15 protein-coding genes and 1 tRNA gene are annotated in these 15,287 nt (G+C 60.6%); 4 read left to right on the forward strand and 12 right to left on the reverse strand.

The window, feature by feature from the left end; translation table 11 throughout:
* Positions 1 to 19 precede the first annotated feature (19 nt).
* Complete coding sequence (locus DFR49_RS06520) at positions 20 to 667, forward strand: lasso peptide biosynthesis B2 protein (protein WP_119034836.1); 648 nt, start codon at positions 20 to 22, stop codon at positions 665 to 667.
* Positions 664 to 2,397, forward strand: a complete 1,734-nt coding sequence (locus DFR49_RS06525) for an asparagine synthase-related protein (RefSeq protein ID WP_119034837.1) — start codon at positions 664 to 666, stop codon at positions 2,395 to 2,397. The genes DFR49_RS06520 and DFR49_RS06525 overlap by 4 nt, the downstream gene beginning before the upstream one ends.
* On the opposite strand, the gene DFR49_RS06530 is transcribed toward DFR49_RS06525, so the two are convergent.
* The 11 genes from DFR49_RS06530 to DFR49_RS06580 form a co-directional block, all read right to left on the reverse strand.
* Positions 2,367 to 4,565: a prolyl oligopeptidase family serine peptidase gene (locus DFR49_RS06530; protein WP_119034838.1), complete on the reverse strand. Its 2,199-nt coding sequence runs from the start codon at positions 4,563 to 4,565 to the stop codon at positions 2,367 to 2,369. The two genes, DFR49_RS06525 and DFR49_RS06530, sit on opposite strands and share 31 nt — an antisense overlap.
* On the reverse strand, positions 4,559 to 7,105 hold the full coding sequence (locus DFR49_RS06535; protein WP_245968267.1) for a TonB-dependent receptor plug domain-containing protein: 2,547 nt from the start codon (positions 7,103 to 7,105) through the stop codon (positions 4,559 to 4,561). Before DFR49_RS06535 ends, DFR49_RS06530 begins: the two co-directional genes overlap by 7 nt.
* Positions 7,106 to 7,200: 95 nt before the next feature.
* Positions 7,201 to 8,298 carry a FecR family protein gene (locus DFR49_RS06540; RefSeq protein ID WP_119034839.1) on the reverse strand — a complete coding sequence of 366 codons (1,098 nt, stop codon included), beginning with the start codon at positions 8,296 to 8,298 and terminating at the stop codon, positions 7,201 to 7,203.
* Positions 8,295 to 8,807 (reverse strand): RNA polymerase sigma factor, encoded by a 513-nt coding sequence (locus DFR49_RS06545; RefSeq protein WP_245968268.1) that lies wholly within the window; start codon positions 8,805 to 8,807, stop codon positions 8,295 to 8,297. Before DFR49_RS06545 ends, DFR49_RS06540 begins: the two co-directional genes overlap by 4 nt.
* 663 nt (positions 8,808 to 9,470) lie before the next feature.
* Positions 9,471 to 10,076 (reverse strand): GntR family transcriptional regulator, encoded by a 606-nt coding sequence (locus tag DFR49_RS06550; RefSeq protein WP_119034840.1) that lies wholly within the window; start codon positions 10,074 to 10,076, stop codon positions 9,471 to 9,473.
* On the reverse strand, positions 10,073 to 10,948 hold the full coding sequence (locus tag DFR49_RS06555; protein ID WP_211325811.1) for a phytanoyl-CoA dioxygenase family protein: 876 nt from the start codon (positions 10,946 to 10,948) through the stop codon (positions 10,073 to 10,075). Before DFR49_RS06555 ends, DFR49_RS06550 begins: the two co-directional genes overlap by 4 nt.
* Complete coding sequence (locus tag DFR49_RS06560) at positions 10,945 to 11,571, reverse strand: acyl-homoserine-lactone synthase (RefSeq protein ID WP_119034841.1); 627 nt, start codon at positions 11,569 to 11,571, stop codon at positions 10,945 to 10,947. Before DFR49_RS06560 ends, DFR49_RS06555 begins: the two co-directional genes overlap by 4 nt.
* A 106-nt stretch (positions 11,572 to 11,677) precedes the next feature.
* Entirely contained in the window at positions 11,678 to 12,430 is a 753-nt protein-coding gene (locus tag DFR49_RS06565; RefSeq protein WP_119034842.1) for a helix-turn-helix transcriptional regulator, read from the reverse strand.
* Positions 12,431 to 12,508: 78 nt separating this feature from the next.
* Entirely contained in the window at positions 12,509 to 13,009 is a 501-nt protein-coding gene (locus tag DFR49_RS06570; RefSeq protein WP_245968269.1) for a hypothetical protein, read from the reverse strand.
* A gap of 43 nt (positions 13,010 to 13,052) precedes the next feature.
* Positions 13,053 to 13,388, reverse strand: a complete 336-nt coding sequence (locus DFR49_RS06575) for a hypothetical protein (RefSeq protein WP_119034844.1) — start codon at positions 13,386 to 13,388, stop codon at positions 13,053 to 13,055.
* A gap of 29 nt (positions 13,389 to 13,417) precedes the next feature.
* Complete coding sequence (locus DFR49_RS06580; protein WP_119034845.1) at positions 13,418 to 13,786, reverse strand: RNA polymerase subunit sigma-70; 369 nt, start codon at positions 13,784 to 13,786, stop codon at positions 13,418 to 13,420.
* A gap of 225 nt (positions 13,787 to 14,011) precedes the next feature.
* On the opposite strand from DFR49_RS06580, the gene DFR49_RS22215 reads away from it, so the two are divergent.
* On the forward strand, positions 14,012 to 14,437 hold the full coding sequence (locus DFR49_RS22215; protein ID WP_170150946.1) for a LysR substrate-binding domain-containing protein: 426 nt from the start codon (positions 14,012 to 14,014) through the stop codon (positions 14,435 to 14,437).
* Positions 14,438 to 14,560: 123 nt separating this feature from the next.
* Here the strand turns inward: DFR49_RS22215 and DFR49_RS06590 are convergent.
* A tRNA-Arg gene (locus DFR49_RS06590) sits at positions 14,561 to 14,637 on the reverse strand.
* 83 nt (positions 14,638 to 14,720) lie between these two features.
* On the opposite strand from DFR49_RS06590, the gene DFR49_RS06595 reads away from it, so the two are divergent.
* Positions 14,721 to 15,224, forward strand: a complete 504-nt coding sequence (locus DFR49_RS06595; protein ID WP_119034846.1) for a hypothetical protein — start codon at positions 14,721 to 14,723, stop codon at positions 15,222 to 15,224.
* The last annotated feature ends 63 nt before the right edge of the window (positions 15,225 to 15,287 follow it).

Here is a 15,287-nt window from a genome sequence, read left to right on the forward strand (position 1 = left end):
GCCGCCCATTGGGTTGCAAATGCACATGCCGTTGGTCATTCGAACCAGCCTATATCTGGCGAAGGTGCTCGATTCTTGGATTGGGCTTGATCTCGCATCTGGCCGTTACCTCCTGTTCCAAGGAATGATTGGCGAGCAGATTGATAGGTTCACCGCTCAACAGGCGACGACAGCGGATGTCGAATCATTACACGAACGAGGCATTCTAGAACCAGATCAAGGGCAGCAACGGCTTTTTGCGCCGTCGATCTGCTCTCCAGCTGATCAGCTTCACCAAGACACGACAATACGACCTTCACTCGGATTAACGATGAAGGCCGTCTGGAACCAGACATCCGCTAAACGCCAACTTGCTCGGCTGACGCTTTGCGACGCGCTTGAGAGGCTTAACCTGGAAATGTCGGAGGTGCGCTTTGCGGAAGCGGATCAATGTCGCGATCTTGTTCACGCGTTTAACTGGAGCAAGCGGTTTGTCTCCCATCAAGACCAATGTCTCGTCCGCGGCGTAGCAATGTGCCGAATGCTCGCGCAGCGGGGCGGCCGAACTCATCTGGTTATAGGCGTTGCCTTGCCATTTATCGCGCATTGCTGGGTACAGGCCGGGGAAATCGTGTTGTCGGATACGATCGATCGTGTTCGAACCTATGTTCCGATCTTGGCTGTATGACCGTTGGCTATCTTGTCATCGCGGGTAATCGTGGGAGCCTCAAAAAACTCCAACATGCCCCTCGATTGGCGCCGGTGCATGTCAGCCAGAACCTATCGATTTGGTCGGACGCCGCGCCAATTCAGGTAGGGCATCGAGGGTGGGTATTTGGCCATCTCTTCACACGCACCCTCCCGAGCAGGCGCGTCGATCAATTCTCTGAAGACGAAAGCCGCCGTATTTGTGAAACCGCCGGCGAGTACCTCTTTGAAGCGTATTGGGGCGGCTACGTCGCCGTGTTTCAGGATGAACGAGGTGAGGTTCGGGTTTTACGTGACCCGTCCGGGACTGTTCCTTGCTTCTTTTCCCAAACCGATGCTGCTCTTGTAGTCTCAAACGAGGCGATGCCGCTAATCAGGTTAAGCAGGCCTGTCAGCAACGTAAATTTTCATGAACTCGCGCGATATATTGCCTCGCCGGATTGGCAGGGCCGCGAAACATGCTTGTCCAGCATTTCGGAACTTATCGGCGGTGAAGTCCTATTGTTGTCGGCTCGACAAATCGAAATCAAAACACTTTGGTCACCTTGGAAATTTGTGGGTCAGGCGAATTCAGCCGGTGACCCGACGGAGCAACTGCTCGATATATTGAGTGACACGATCGGAGTTTGGGCCAGATGCTTCGAACAAATCGCAATTGGTGTGTCGGGAGGCCTCGATTCGTCAATTGTGGCAGCGTGTAGTGCGCCGACCGATATAGGTATCCAATTTTTCTCGATGGTTGGACCAGATCCAGACGGGGACGAAACGCGATACGCAAATTTGCTAGTCGCCCAACTCGCCGCACCGCTTAAGCAAATTCCTTACGAGGTCGCGCAAGTGTCGATCGACCGGCCTACAATGCCGCACCAACCCCGGCCGTCCGCAGCATATTTTGCGCAAAGCATTCAAGTGGCGCATCGAGCGCTGGCGGCGGATCGATCGATCGACGCGCTTTTCGTCGGAAACGGCGGCGATGGCGTATTCAACAGCTCACGCACCGCGTCCCCGTTGACCGACCGCTGGATGGCCGAAGGTTTAGGGTACGGATTATATGAAACGCTTCGCGATATTGCGAGGCTGACAGATGCCTCGTTCATGGAAATCGTTCGTCAGGCGACAAGGCGGCACCGCGTGCGCGCGACCGCCTCACAACCGAAATGCGACTTCACCGGCTTACGGAAGGACATGATCGATGCGCTCGGCCCCCCGTTCAAACGGCATCCCTGGATGAACGTGACACAAACCGCGTTGCCGGGAAAAATAGCTCACGTCGCAAGCATTATGCGTTCACAAAAGAATATCACCTTTTACCGGCATGGCGATGGGCCGCCCCAGATCGCCCCGTTACTTTCCCAGCCGATCGTGGAAACCTGTCTCAGCATTCCAACCTGGGACTGGATTTCTGGCGGGCGGGATCGAGCCGTGGCCCGCCAAGCAGTCAAGAACTTGCTGCCCCAGCCGATCATCGACCGAGCATCAAAGGGTGGTCCGGACGGCTTCATGCACATGCTGTGTCGCATTCGCTGGCGCGAACTGACGGACTTCCTGCGTGGAGGAGTTCTTGCCAGCGAAGGCCTGATCGATACCGACTTCCTCGACCGTCCATTCGATCCCAGCTGGAAAGGGAAAACCAGCGCGCGACGACTGTTGGCCTTTGGAGCCGCCGAAGGCTGGGCACGTTATTGGCTTCGGGTCGGGGAAGAACAATGATTTGGTTTCAGCGCCTGCCCTGGCCATGAACGCGCCATCGCGTCCCACGTTGCGTAGCGCGCGGGAAAAGGCATCTCGGCAGATCGGCGACCTCTTAACCAGAAATCGAACCAAGCCAAATTTTCGCCCATCGCCTCAATACGATTTGTAGGCACATGAAATAGATGTGTTTCATCCGAGATTGGCGATTCGCCAGGGTAAAAGGATACTTGGGAGGGTACATCGGCCGCTCGAAGTGCCCTATAAATATCGATCGCTCCTGCAAGCGGCGTAGCGAGCTGGCGCAGAACCGGACCCGACGCATCGTTCGCGCGAAGCGAAAGAGAAATCTCCTTGTATTTGCTCAGAGCTGGCCCGAACGGCGAACCTCCGAATATCGCGTTGTATGACTGCTGCATCCATGAATAGGCGTAGGGCTCAAGATAGCTGCCATCCCCGCTCGACGCTGCGCTAAAGACACAGGAACGCGTGATCGCGACGTCAGCCAGCTGGGCGCCTCGACTGAACCCGGCTATTCCGACCCTCTTGGGATCAACTATGCCCACGGCGACCAGATTCTGAATAGCTACCTCATAGGAATAGATACTGTTGAACCAGATCAGCTTCTGCATTTCGTCCGGGACCAGGTTTCCTGTTCCGGTACTCCACTGCTCGTAAGCTTTGCTCAAAAGAGAGCTCTGGCTCGGGGCCGGGTCGTTGATCAGCAGAACGACGTACCCTTCCTCTGCGAATATCTGAGCGGGGTAGTTCCACTGAATATCCTGCCGGGCAAAACGCTCGTCGGCGTCACTGCCGTGCGTGATCACGATCGCAGGATAGCGACGTCCTGCAACATAGTCTCGGGGCCAGACGACGAAGCCGCTGGCGAAATATCCGAGCTTGTTCGTCCACTCTTTCGCCGTGATCCGTAACGGCGTGATCGCGCTATGCCGCTCCGAAACCGGCGCAATCACGGTGATCCTGCGCTCCTTCGGGCGGACAAGGACAAGCTCCGGCGCCTTTGCCAAGCCTTCTCGAACGCAGGCGCCCACCGATAAATCCGCCGCAAAGTCGCATTTGGTGAAGCTGTTGGGATCGTCAATCAACCGGGCGCTATGCTCGTCGACGCGCAGCAGCGCGTACCGCGGGCGGTTGATCGTGCGGACACCGATTAAAGACATTCGGCCATCCACCGATCGCCAGCTCCCGGCGGCGCGCAGGTCGTCTAACAGAAAGCCGGCCCGACCGTAAGCGATCCGCCTGCCGCTTTCCAATTCTTCGAACAGTTGGCGGGATTGCCCGAAGCCCACTGTTATTAACCTGCCGCCCCTTGGTCCGACCGGCGGTGGCAAGAACGGTGAGGATGGCGGATCCGGTAGATCCTTGGTTACGCCTGAAGCGAGATCGACTGACGCCGACACAAATCGGCTTTGTCCATCTTTAGCGACATTTTCCATTTCGTATCGGAGCGCAGATGGCCCCCAGCTGATATTTCCGCCGAAATAGAGCGCGATCCTGTCGCTGACGGGCCGTCTCGCGATTATACGGTCCTGTCCCTCCTGATCTCGAAGGTGGTATTCCACCTCCGCATCGATGGGGGGACGCCGCACATTGAACTCGGGCGTAATAGCTTCATCGAAGCGCACCTCACGCTTGTCGGGCATCTCCTTTAAGACGGCATACCAGAGCCACCTCCCATCGGGCGACCAGCCGTAAGAGGAAATTCCGATCTTCTTGGGCGCATCGTAAATTATCGAGTGAACGGAATGATCGCTGTTGCCGAAACCAACGGCCGGATCGTGTGCGGCAATCGGCGTCGCACGCCCTTTGGTCGTCACGCGATAGAGCTGAATGCCCGCGCCTAAATCGGCCAGAACGCTCCAGTCAGAAGAACCCGGAATTTTTCGAAGCTGCTCGATGCTGGAGCTTCGCAGCAATCGGCGTTTGCGACCATTGATATCGGCTATCCAGAGCGTGGAAACCATTGCGTTCTGCGCCACATCAGCTGCACGGACGACATAAGCGATCGATTGCCGCCCATTGGTCAACAGAATGTCGGTGACGACGGGCGTCGTGGCGATGTCATCAATCGACCAATGCTTCACCGGCGGCACAGACGTAGAACTGCCAACCGCCGCGGACCCATAAGCCAGAGCGGCGGCTGCAATCGAGATTCTGCCGATCACCACGACTGGCTCACTGTGATGCTGAGGAAACGGCCGATCGCGGAGTAATTCGTGTTGTCGAAAGGCGTATCGGACGCCGAACTCGTGTAAATGGTTTCGGGCTTGGCATTCAGCAGATTGAGCGCGTTCAAACTCAATTCCGTTCGCGGCGCAATTCTCAACCTTGCGGTGAGATCGAATGTCGTCATTCCCTCGACGTCGACAGGTGTGGTTTGTCGGGCATCGAGCACGTCGCCGGTGAAATTAGCGTATGCCGACAGTGAAAAGCGCGCCTTGCTGAAAGTAACCCCGCCCCGCGCCTTGAAGTGCGGCGGATTGAAGATTCGTCCGGCAAGAGGTGTCGAGGGCTGTCCCGGCAACAGCACCTGCGCGCTTTCGATCCAGGTTCCCGCCGCGGAAATGATCAGCGTGCCCCCGATGCCGAGCTGGCGCGCGTAGCGCAGCGCGAGGTCGATGCCGCGAAATTCTTGCTGCGAGATGTTGCGGTCTCGACCATCAAGGATCGCCACCACGCGAGCGGGATCATACGGACTGGCAGTCCCGTTCTGCAGCCCAGGAACCTGGGTAGCGCCGGCGATCGCGGCGTTCATCTGCGCAAGCGACGGATTGATCGTGACGAGCTGCGCGTACAGCGGGTTGGTCAACGCGCCAACATACGATGTCAGCGGAGCAGAAACCCGATCCGTATAGTTAATATGGAAATAGCTCACCGCGATACTTAAGTCTTTGATCGGCTTCAGTTCCGCGCTGAACGTGTAGTTTTCCGATCGCTCAGGCTTGAGTCGGTCATTCGCACCGACGATATAAATCAGCGTCGAGTTGGTGGGAAAGGCGCTTCCGTAACCGCTCGCCGGTAGCAGAACCGCTGAGTATCCTGAATATTGCTGATAAAGTGTGGGAACTTTAAACGAGCGCCCCCACGACGCCTTTAATGTGAGCGGCTCGACCGGCTGATAGATTAGCCCGACCTTCGGCGTCGCGATGCCGATCGAGTCTGAATAATCCTCGAATCGGACCGCGCCTGAAATCGACGCGCGTCGGATCAGCGGAATGTTCTGAGCCGGCTCAACAAGAGGAGCGAACAATTCTCCATAAATGTATCTGTTCGTGCGATCGCGATCGATCGTCAGTGTGGGCAGAACACCAATAAAAGAATTAGTTCGGATACCAGCGCCAACGGCTAGGCGAACGTCGCCCGCAGGCAACTGGAACAGCGGACCTTGAGCGCTCAGTTCAAGAGACTTCGCGGCATTGTCGTATCGCGCCGGCGTCGCGCGGCTAAACGCGCCGGCCGAGTAGAAGCGACTCAACCCGCCGGTGTTATCGGTGCTGTAGATGCCGGTAAGCTTCGCCGACCATCCACCAGGCAGATCGACATCAACCGACGGCGCAATCCCAAATGTTTCGAAGGTCCGTTTCGTGAGCACGCCCTGGAACGCGATGGGCTTGTCGACAAGCGTACCGTTCGCGCTGTTCATCTCCCCAGCCTTGAACAGGAGGTCGGCCGACAAGCGCATGAAGCTTGCCACAGCTTGATGGCCGCTGAGAAGAAAGCTTTGCCGGATCAGATCGGGGTAGGTTGTGGAGTCGGGATTGGACGGCCGTTCATAAGAGCGATGCCCGGCGAGGATCGCCGTATTGCGGAAGAGATCATAAGTGGCGAGTACGCCTCCGCTCGACCAGTGGCGGCCCACGACCCCCGAGAACTGTTGCTCGAAATCGCCCCCGTCAGTGGAAGTGCCCAGCCGACCGCTGACATAGCCGCCAGAATAGTCGCGCTTCAGGATGACGTTCACGACGCCGCCGACAGCATCCGCGCCGTAAATGGCGGATGCCCCGTCAGCGACCACCTCGACACGATCGACCGCCGCTACGGGGATGCTGCTTAAGTCCAATGCCGCGGAGATGCCGCTGTTGCTGTAGCGGTTTCCGTTCAATAGCGTGAGTGTGGCGTTCTGGCCGATACCACGTAGGTTGAACGTCGAAGCACCATTGACGTTCAGGTTTCCTGCGGCACCGCCTCCAGAGAAATTCAACCCGGGGTTTTGACCGCCACCGAAATTCTGCGGAAGGCTGCGAGCCATCTCTCCAAGATCGGCTTGACCCGCATTTCGCATGTCTTCTGATGTTACGACTGCCACAGGAGCGGCAGGCGGCGCGCCCTGAATTCGGCTGCCCGTGACCACGATGTCCTTGCCGGACGCGCCGTTACCAGCGGCTACCTCCGATCGCCCCCGGACAATCACTGCCCCCTTGTCGAAACGAACCGAAAGATTGGTGCCCCGTACAAGTCTTTCGACCGCTTCGCGCGCAGTGAACGTGCCGTGCAACCGCGGCGCCGGAACGCCATTCAGATCGTCGGCGGACGCATAGAGTTCCCAGCCAGCTTTGGCTGCCACGGCGCGCAACGCATCGCCGAGATCCTGGGCCGGGAGATCGAACTGATAGACCTGCCGGTCGCTTGCTGTAGCGCATTGAGGTACGAAACCGCACGCGACACTCGCCATCAGCACCGCGATCACATGAAACCGTTTGCCCGCCATTATCCCCGTCCTTCCCAGGCGAGCGCACTCGGCTCGCTTCTCGGAAGGAAGGTGACGACGATAATTTTCGGAGGGTCAGAGCTCTCCCGAAAATCTTATCGGCTCAGATGTATTCCATCACCGCGTCGAGACACGCGCAGGCCGAACGGCTCCGCGATACGCTTGGCGAAGTTCTCGGTATCGGTGAGCTTGAACCGACCCGAGGCCTGCAAGCTCGCAAGGCTTGGATCATCGAGGATAATCGGCGTCTTAGCGTAACGGTTGGCTTGCGTCACCAACGCGCCCAACGCGATCGTCCGGTATTCAACCCAGCCCGACGGCCAATCGCGCGTATCATCCGGTGGCGCCACGACAGGTGTCGGCCTCGCGCTCGCTGCCGAGAACACGATCGGCTGGTCGACCACCAACGGCTTGGCATCGCGTCCCTCGACTTGCAGGCTCGCGGAACCCGCTCGAAGCCGAACATCAGCCTGGCGCGCCTTATCGACTTGCACATCGACCGTCCCCTGGCCGGATAGCACCTTCCCGTTCGCCGCCTCGATCGTGAATGGCCGCGAATCGGGTTTGACGATGAATCGCGCCCGACCTTGGCGAAGCAGCGCCTGACGGTGTTTGCGATCGATCGTCACCTCCACGCGCGTATCAGCGTCGAGCGTCATGGCCGAACCGTCCGACAGCGAGAATGAGCGAATCTGGGCGTGTCCGGTTTCGAAGGTTTGAGCGTTTGCCGGCGTGGCGATCGGGCTGAACAAGGAAACCGAGGTGAGTCCGACCGCAAGCACAAGCACAGCCGCCGATGCCGCGGCGACTACGCCAATCAAAACGAGGCGACGTCTGCGGCCTCCGACCGATGGTCTTGCTCCCATCGGCGATCTCCGTGGACCCCACGGCTGAGCGCGTGGGCTCGTCGCTGTCGCCCGCGTCTCATCGGCACCGGCGCCGGGAAGATTTGGCATCACCTCAAACTCTCGTCCGAGGGTTTCCTCGATCCGACGGCGAGTGGACTCTTCCATCACCGACGAAAACATCGCCGAGGCGAAAGTCCGCCGATGGTCCACCGAAGCCTCGTACCAGGCCTTCAACGCCGTGAAATTTTCCGGTGACGGGTTTTCATCGAGATCAGAGATCAACGACGTCGCTTGCTCCATGAGCGGCGTCGGCTGGATATCGTCCGGCCAATTTTCATCGCTCATCGATGCGCCTCCACTGCCGAGGCGATATAGGCATTCGCTCGCTTGACGTGATATCTCACCGTATCCACCGCGATGCCAAGTTCCTCGCTAATCTGCTGATAGCTCAGCCGATCGTCCCTGCGCATCAGCAATACCTGACGCGTCTTTTCAGGCAAGCGCGCGACTGCCTCGTTGTAAACACGCAGAAGATCCCGTGCCTCGATATCCAATCCCTGCTCGGGTGCAACGCCAAGGTCGCGTTGATCATCCAGGGGAAACGTCACGAATTTGTTCCTCTCGCGGTGGCGCGCCATATCGATCAGCAAGTTGCGGGTGATCCTTCTGATGAACCCGATCGGATTGGCGAGCTGCGGCGCCTGCTGGCTGCCGGCAGCGCGCGCGAAAATCTCCTGCACCACGTCGGGCGCCTGATCCCAGCCAACGCGGCGCGCAATGTAGCGAAGCATGCGAGCCCGCTCTGCCCGAAACATCTCTTCGAGTGTCGGCACCTTCGGCGCGTCGACCTCCACCGCCGCAAACTCGGATCGGCTATTATGGCAGCCAGACGAAGCCGACAGCGGCGGACGGTTCGGAGACAAAGGCGAGCAAGGCGAGGAAGACACAAGACGGCCCTACGCGGCATCGTCCAGCCCGAACGGTGTCGGTCTGCCGCACTCCCAGGGCCATGCCGCGACCAGGCGACAATCGGCGCCGTGATTTCGATGCGGCCGACGGACCGTTCTGGTCTGTCGTTCATAATGCCTGGCTATGGTCAAAGCACCGCGGCTGCCAGAATGTCGCGGCACGGTGCGAGCATGAGTCAGGCTGAACGAAAATGCAATATAGGGGGGCAGCGCGGCCGACTCCCATGCAGCAGCGTTCTGTTCGCGGAGCTTACCGACAGCGCGGTAGTCGAAGCCGCCGCACAGATTGCCGGCATATCGACACCAATGCACGTTGGAAACCGAGCCTTGGCGCAGTCTGTCGCGCCGAAATCTGCCCCGGTCCGGCACCGTTTCGGCTTGCCTGTCATCGCCCCCAACCCCAATATCTCCAATGCCTCCCGGGCCTCCCGCGGAAGGCATGACCGGGTAGCCGGCGCGCATGTCCAGGCTGGAGCTAAAGGCGTCGGTGCGTGCATCCAACGCGCGTTGTCACCACCCGGTCATTTCCGCCCTTCAGGCTGAGCGGAATCACAAATCCTCGCCGCGCACGAGCTCAGCCAACCGGTCGGCGGCCGCCTTCCGGCGCGCATGATAGTCGCCGATCGCCGCCAGCAACGCAGCGCGGGACCGGCCGCCGGTCAGCGCTTCGAGCGCGGCAAGCTCCTTTTCGGGGTCATCGAGCGCCTTCAGCTCCAGTTGCCGATAGGGGTTGAGGCGCGCTGCAGCCTGGCTGACCGCGCGGTTCAGCTCGCCATTGCGCGCCGTCGCGGCGATCGAGCCGAACAGCAATGCGGTGCGCTCTCCAATCCCGTCATGGCCTCGCGGAATCTCGATCGCGGGAAACGGTCCTCCCCGCCACCGGATCGCCATTGCCATCAGGCGGTGGTGCCACGCGAATGTCGTCCTGAGATCAGCGCCGTCGAGGCGTGGAACGCGGAACCCCTCGCCCGGCTCGGACTCGACCAGACGCTCGCCCGTCAGGCGATTGAGGGCGTCGCGCACAGGGGTGATGCTTACACCGAGTTCCTCCGCCAGCCGCGCTGCCTCGAGCCGGCAACGTGGCGGCCAGTCGCCAGCGACCAACCGGCGCCGCAACGCGTCATAAGTCGGTTCGAGTACATGCGCCGGGCTCATGGCTCATTCTCGTCCGAGAAATTTTCCAGCATCGCCTCTTGATCCAGCCGCAAGGCGTCGATTGCTCCGATGCGGTCAGGGATCTCGTCTCCCAGCAGGATCGACGGACACTGGCCTTCATAATTGCCGAGATTGGGGCGATGCTGGACATAGCCGACCAGCTCGGCCAGCTCGCGCGGGAAAGTCCGCGCGATCGGAGGGGGATAAGCGAGCCACTGATTTTCGTAAGGTTTGAGCCAGCCCAGGCAATAGCCCACGACTATGGCGCGACGTGGAAGGTCGGTCAGGTTCGCTCCGGCACCGTGCGCGGTCGAGCCGAGGAAACAGATCGCCGCACCGGGATCGCATTCCGCCGCGATCGGATCGCCGAGATGCTCGCGCGCCATCCCGTCGCAGCCGTGGCTCCCGGGATAGATCAGCGTCGCCCCATTCTCATGCCGAAACGGCGATAGCGGCCAGATTACGTTGACCAGATATTCGTGTGTGCCCTTTTCACCCTGCCACATGTCATGGTCGCGATGCGGGAACTGGCGAACCTCGCCGGGGTGGATCTCGATCGCCTGCGCGACATTGAGTTGGATACGATCGCAGGCCGAACCGAGAACCGCCTCGACCATCATCAGGATCGTGGGATTCATTACAAGCGCCGATGTCCGCCCTGAACGGCGCAACAGGCTGCCGAACCGCTTCGTCCGCTCGCCGTAGAACCGTCCCTGCGATAGCGGGGTAGCGCGGAAGTCCTCGTCGAGATCGCGCTGCAAGGCACCAAGCACCGACCGCGGCAGCGCATCCGGGATGATGCAATAGCCATCGCGCAATAGCTGCGCCGACCAATCGGCGGCGCTCCGCGCGAAGGAGGGGACCAGCTTCACCGCACACCCCCCGCCGCCGGCATGGCGAGCAAATGGGTCAGCTCCGCATAGACACCGCCACGGCGCAGGCGTTCGATCGTATCAGGCTCGATGACAATGTGGAGCCCCGTCAGCCAACGACCATCGTGGCCGACCGGTTGGCCGAGCGGTTCGCAGGTCCAGCCGAACCGCCGAATCTGTTCGAACCAGTCCAGATCAGCGACCCCGGTATAGCCGGAAAGGCCGTTCTCCTGCGCATATTCGGCGAGCGTGGTGACGAGCTGGTTCCGGGCGGCGCGCCGCTCAGCCGCGCGCTGATGCCGATCAAGGCAAAAGCGCGTGATCTCCCTGATCGTCGGTCCGGACGGAACCGGCCCGGCGCAAAGGTGCGGATACAGATCGCCGAGCAGATGCGGACGATCGGTCCGCAGCAGCCGGGCCGACGCGCGATGCCTCCCGTCGCGGCCCATCAAGATCAGATATGCGGCATCCCGATCGTCGAACTGATCGATCTCGAACTCGCCTGCCAGCGTCGGCAAATCCCATTGCAGCAGGTCGATGAAGACTTCCTTGCGGGCACGGAACATCGCCCGCAACGCCACGTCCTCATCGATCGCCGGCCTCTCCTCGGTCGCTCGTAACATCCTGCTCTCCCACGCGGGCTATCCGCACGCGCAGGAGAGCATCGGTCCGGGCAGTTCGCCCATACCCAGAAATGGGGAGGCGACCGGGAGAACGATGGTCTTTCGGTCACGCATTCTCCCGCCATCGGAAGATGTCTGCAAAGCTGATCAAGCCGTCGAACAGCGCCCACAGGATGAGCGACGAACGCTTATGCGCATCATAGCGATCCCGCGCTTCCTTCACGTGCGTCGTCACCGTGTCGTGGCTGATTCCGAGGATGCGCGATATTTCCCAGTCTGACTTGCCGCGCGCCGCCCACAATACGCAATCCCGCTGGCGGTCGGTCAGCTTGGGTCGATCTGACGACGGCGCCCAGCCTGCGATCCGGCGAGCACCGGCTATCGCAAATGCGCCAATCAACTCTGCTATCAACAGCATGGACACGGGCAGCTCAGTGAGCGGTCCAGTTACAAAACTGCACGATGCCGTCACCTCGCCAGGCAAATGTCTTGGGACGGTATAACCGTCCGCGATGCCGTGACGGCGGCTGGTATCGAACATCGCCTGTTCCAGATCGCTAACCGGAATCAGTGTCGGTACGTCATCCCATCGGAACCCCAACAGACTGCGTTCGGCCGCGCGTCGGATCGGGTCGCTGGCTCCGAGATTGAAGCCGACATAAACGTCGGCCCACGAGGACGGATAATTGTGGATCAGCACCGACGTCCCTGCATCACCGCCGGAACCGATCTCCAGCGAGAGTGCGAAATGGCCGAAGCCCATTTCTCGCGCCGATCGCAACAGCGCCTCATGGAGATCGTCAGCTGATGTCGCGGACAGGATGCCTCCGCCGAGGTCTTCCGCCAATTTGATACGCATAGTTCGCTGCTACGGCCTTGGGCGCGTATCCAACCCGCAAGCTCCGTGGCACGCCTTTCATGCTTTGGACCCGCGACATCAATTGTCACGTTGAGCGTCGGGTCGTCCTCTATCTGGAGGATCGGGTGTGGGTCCGCTTTCCACGACAAATTGAACGCCGCGGCCACCGTGACGCAGCCAGGGACTGGCCGAGCGCGGCAGATAGAGCGTGCCTAGAAGCAGAGCGCCGAGAGCAAGGTACGCATAGAGCCCTAGCCCCGTGAGATAGGCAAAGAGCGGCATTCGCGGCACCCACGCGCCGGCGACGTTCGTTGAGATGTTGGCCAACGCGAATCCAAATGCCCAGATCGGCCAAAACCGCACAGTGGCGATCGCCAACCAGAAGAAGCCAACGGTTACGCTGGAGTCGATCACCACGATGACGATCTCCGCCGGTGTATTGAAGTGCGAATCCGCCAGCCTCAGTCCGGTCGTCAGATAGGAGCCGAGCAAGTTGATGCACGCGCCGATGCGTTCGGGACGGCCCCCGCGGAGCAACGCAAAGCCACATACCCCGAGGAGCACGACATTGTATGTCACCGCGAGGGGCCATCCCGAATTCATTCGGCAGACCGAAGCGCGATCAAGCCGCCACTGCCTCTTCCATCGCCGCGAGGGCAGGCTTCGGTGAGCCCGACCCCCAGGCGATTTCGTCGAGGCCGAGACCCTGTCCCGCGCGCTCGGCGCTGATATGGGCGCGGACGGACATTTGGCTCTGCCCGTCGGCAAGCGCGGTCAACGCACCCAGCGTCGCACGCACGGTAGGAAGCGATATCGCAGGGGAAAGCTTGTGGGCTTCGGTTGCGTCCAGCGTCGTCAGCAGGAATTGCGCCACGTCGCGCTGCGCCAGATTGATCGACCGCTCTGCCTGCCGCAGCTCGGTTGCGATGACCCTGCTTGTGTTTTTGAGCTTTTCCATATGCCTCTCCGATGGCGCCTGGACGCCACTCATCTCGGGTTAATGCCGAACAACAACGAAAGGACGATGAGCACCATAGCCGCGACAGTCAGGGCGATCGGCGTAACGATGCCAATGATGGCGCCCCACGCCAGCACCTGCCGCCACGACAAGGTGTTCAACGCCGCCCGCTTGGTCGGCAGGGGCAATGGAAGCGGCCAGAATTCCGGCCGGGTAGGTGCAATACTTGCAGGGTAGAATCTTTCTACCCCTGCCTCGAACTCGGCGAACATCCTTGCAGCCTCGAACCGGCTTGTCGCACCCAACAAGTCCTTGGCGAGGAGAAGCTGCTTGTCGACCGCACGCGCGCTGACCCCTTCGAGATGCGCGATCTCGTCCGACGTCCGATGCTGGAACACATGGCGAAGATAGATGCGTTGTCGTTCGGACAGCTTGTCGAATGGCGGGGTCGTCGCGGAATCCCTCCCACAGTTGAGATTTGTGCTCAGAGCGAATCAATATCCCGCAAGCGCCAGTCCTCTGCAACGTCATCATTTTCCTGGAGTCGCAGCGCTACATCACGCTGGGGAAGGCGCTCGAACAGGACGGGTCGCCTTCGATCCCGGATCGGCCCGGACTTGCGCATGGCGGTCGCGGGATTCCCGGCCTACTTTGCCCACTACGCGAAGCCGCGCACGCCGAAAGATCTCACGAACCACAATTGTATCAACCTGCGTACACCGACGCACGGTGGGGTGTATGTGTGGGAATTCGAGAAGAACCGGCGCGAAGTGAACGTGCGCGTCGACGGACAGTTTGTGTTCAACACCAGCATGATGATTCTGGAAGCCGGCCTCGCCGGCCTTGGCCTGATCTATCTCACAGAGCGACAGGTGCAGCCCCACCTACAGTCAGGTCGGCTGATCCGCGTCCTCGAAGATCGGTGTCCACCATTTCCAGGCTACCACCTCTATTACCCGAGCCGTCGCCAACCCACCGCTGCATTCACGCTTCTGGTCGATGCACTCCGCTACCGGGAGTCTCAAGCGGATAAGCCTGTCAGCAAGTGACAAAATTAACGCGATTCGCCGGTCGAGCGATTTTCAACGTCATAACAACGTCATAAAACGCCAAATTATGACGACACAGATTTCGCCATGTCACCCAGGCCATTGAAATAACTTTGGAAAAAATGGCGCGCCCGGAACGATTCGAACGTCCGACCCTCAGATTCGTAGTCTGATGCTCTATCCAGCTGAGCTACGGGCGCGCAGGGTGGTGGCGACATAGAAGGGGTCGGCGGATTGCGCAACCCCGTTGCGAGGGGCTTTCGGGCACCATAGACCATTTGCGATGACAAGGTTCCCCTCTGCCCTGCTCGCCGCGACGATCCTGATCGCAGCTTGCACCCCGACCACCGTCGACGCGCCGTCGCTGCTGCCGCGCGCCAATGAGAAGCTGAGCTTCGACGAGCCCGACGCACCGCCGCTCGCAGCGGTCGTGCCCGATCCGGCGCTCGACGCCGCGATCGGCGGGGCGGCCAAGGCGCTGACGGCGGCCGCCGACCGATTCGCCGGCGACGCGACCCGCGCCGAAGCGCTGATCGACGCGGCGCGCGGCGCGGCGCCCGGCAGCGATTCGTGGCTCGACGCGCAAGTCGCGCTGGCCGGGCTCGACGACGATCGCGCGACCAGCCTCGCGATCCTGAGCGACCTCGACCAACGCGCCGCCGATCACGGCATCACCGGGGCGCCGGCCTATCCCGCGCTCGAACGCTTGCGCGCGCGGGCACAGGCGCAGGTCGCGGCGCAAACCGCGCGAATCGCGGCGCTGTCAGCGCGGCTGCCTACCGGTTAAAGTTGGATTCAGCTACGCTGAATCGGGGTACGGCACCGGCCCACTCCCCCACCCGGCCACCCA

The organism is Hephaestia caeni (genome assembly GCF_003550065.1).
Lineage (GTDB): Bacteria > Pseudomonadota > Alphaproteobacteria > Sphingomonadales > Sphingomonadaceae > Sphingomonas > Sphingomonas caeni_A.